The organism is Leptolyngbya sp. FACHB-36 (assembly GCF_014695955.1).
Classification (GTDB): domain Bacteria; phylum Cyanobacteriota; class Cyanobacteriia; order Leptolyngbyales; family Leptolyngbyaceae; genus FACHB-36.
In genome coordinates this window covers 1-2,218 of sequence record NZ_JACJPG010000674.1, presented here as the reverse complement: position 1 = coordinate 2,218, position 2,218 = coordinate 1, and the positions used below count along the sequence as shown (strand labels likewise).

Genomic DNA, 2,218 nt, shown 5'->3' with positions numbered 1-2,218 from the left:
AACTCCAAATCCGACACCATAATCGTGTGAACTTTGGGCGCACTAGTCAGAAACATCCACATAGCAACTGCATAGGCACCCAGCAGCATCACCATAATTCCCTGAGTCGAGAAAAGGCTGTCTAAGCCAGGAAATGCCCCAAGGACGTAAGGACTGGCAGAAAAGCGGGTGATGTCTGGAAGCATGAATGGTTGCAAGGCGAAAGAAAAGGGTGGAGTAGCAGCAGAGGCTACACCTACCCATTGTATCAAGCGGGAACTGAGGGGGTAGGGGGTTTACCGAACGGTACGAAGATCTGCCGCTTACAATGCTGCAAAATGTTGAAAAAAAGGTGTCGATCGCCAAAAAGCGCGTATAGTTCTGTAGAGTTTGATTGATCGAACGTCATCTGGGACCTCAGTTGTGTCCATTCCTTCATTTCCTGAATGTAGTCATTCGTTGGTTAAGTCGCTGACACACTACAGCGATCAGGATTTACTGACGCTGTTTCAGCGCCATCCCGAGGCGGGGCAGTATTTCACCGCTATTTTCTGCCGCTACAGCCCAATGGTGTACACGCTGATTCAGCATTCCGCACGATCGCCCGTGCAAGCGGACTATCTTTTTGCAACAACATGGCGGCACATTTTTCACGAATTGGGCGGGCTAGATCTGCGCGATGGCGGAACCACAGACCAGCCTGGGATGACCCTACAAACCTGGTTAATTAACATCACAGCAATCTGCATCAATCAGGCAAACTTGCCGCCTGTGGAAGCAATTCACTACAGCCTTGAAGCCGCTCCGCCGCCGCTGTGGTGCTACATGGAGCAGGCGTTAGAGCAGATTCCCCCGATGCTGCGGCTCATCGTGCTGATGGCGCGGACCTTTAGCTGGAGCGAGACGCGCATCTCTGCCTATCTACAAGCTGAGGGAGAGGTGCTCTCGCCAGCAGAGGTACGATCGCGCTTGCAAGAGGGTTACCGCCTATTAGAGGCGGCTCTGCCAGAGGATATTCGAGCGATTTATTTTACAGGCACCGAATGGGGTGCGGATACGGTGTCCTATGGCGAGAACAGGGTGTAGGAGTGCGTTGGGCTTGGTTGCGGCGCTTCTCCTGGGCGCTCCCGCGATCGCGGCGGATCTAACCCAGCAGTTTCGAGCTCCCGCAACTCGGACCCGCAGCGCCGCTAGAGACGACGCCGATCGATTTTTGCAACTGGGCAAAACCCAAGAGCTGGACGAATTTCTGGAGGATGCGGTGCAATCCTGGCAGCAAGCGCTTCAACGCTACCAGGACAGCGGCGATCGCGAAGGAGAAACGCTGGTCTACGGCTACCTGGGGTCTGCTTACGTGCGCTTAGGTCAGTTGTCGGCGGCTGAAGACAGTTTTCGTCGTCAGCTTGCCATTAGCCGCGATCGTCAGGATCAGCAGGCACAGATTTATGCCCTGAACAATTTGGGAAGCCTGCTAGCACATCAGGGTAGCGTGTCCACGGCAGCGGAGCTGTTTCAGCAAGCCTTGACGCTGGCTCAGCAAACCCGCAGCCACACGGGAGAGGCTCTCTCGCAAAACAGCTTGGGGCGACTGGCAATGCAGTCGGGTGATCGTGCTAAAGCGCTCAAACACTATCAAGCCGCCCTGTCAGCGAGTCGGTTGTCCGATGATACTCGGGTTGAGGCGACGACGCTGAACAATTTAGGCGACGGTTATCGGCAAAACGACGCGGAAGCGCTCAAGGCATACGAACTTGCGGTTCGACTTGCCCGTCTGAACCGCGATCGACCCAACCAGCTTCGGGCAATTGATGGCATGACTGCAATTCTGAGTCGGCAGAACAGGATTCAGCCAGCGATCGACCTAGTGAATGAGCGGCTAGACCTGACTCAAGAGCAAGAAAATTCCCGCGAAATCCTGACATCACTGCGATCGCTGGCTCAGCTTCATCAGCGTCTTGGTAATTCTGTAGAAGCGCAACAGCGGTATCAGGATGCGATCGCGATCGCTCGAAGTCTGAACGATTTGCAGCAGGAGCAGTTCCTGCTGACTCAACTGGCGTTAATTGGTCGGAAGTCTCGGTAACTCTGAAGCCTGTAGGGCAGTAGAGTTTTTGCAAACACGGTCAGTCCGTGATTATTACCTTCCTGGACGGCTGTCTGCCATACAAGCTGAATTAACAATTAGAAACCCAACATCGCTTATGGTGTTGGGTTTCTTGCCTGCAATGCAACCGCAAGA

The 2,218-nt window shown here is 54.1% G+C and carries 2 protein-coding genes and 1 pseudogene; 2 read left to right on the top strand and 1 reads right to left on the bottom strand.

Going from position 1 to position 2,218, the window contains the following annotated elements; translation table 11 throughout:
• A pseudogene (locus tag H6F43_RS21155) lies at positions 1–185 on the bottom strand (glyoxalase-like domain protein); the annotation flags it as partial.
• Between the two features lie 217 nt (positions 186–402).
• On the opposite strand from H6F43_RS21155, the gene H6F43_RS21150 reads away from it, so the two are divergent.
• Complete coding sequence (locus tag H6F43_RS21150) at positions 403–1,065, top strand: sigma-70 family RNA polymerase sigma factor (protein ID WP_190345148.1); 663 nt, start codon at positions 403–405, stop codon at positions 1,063–1,065.
• A complete protein-coding gene (locus H6F43_RS21145; RefSeq protein ID WP_206754598.1) occupies positions 1,046–2,062 on the top strand; it encodes a tetratricopeptide repeat protein in 1,017 nt (338 codons plus the stop codon). Before H6F43_RS21150 ends, H6F43_RS21145 begins: the two co-directional genes overlap by 20 nt.
• The last annotated feature ends 156 nt before the right edge of the window (positions 2,063–2,218 follow it).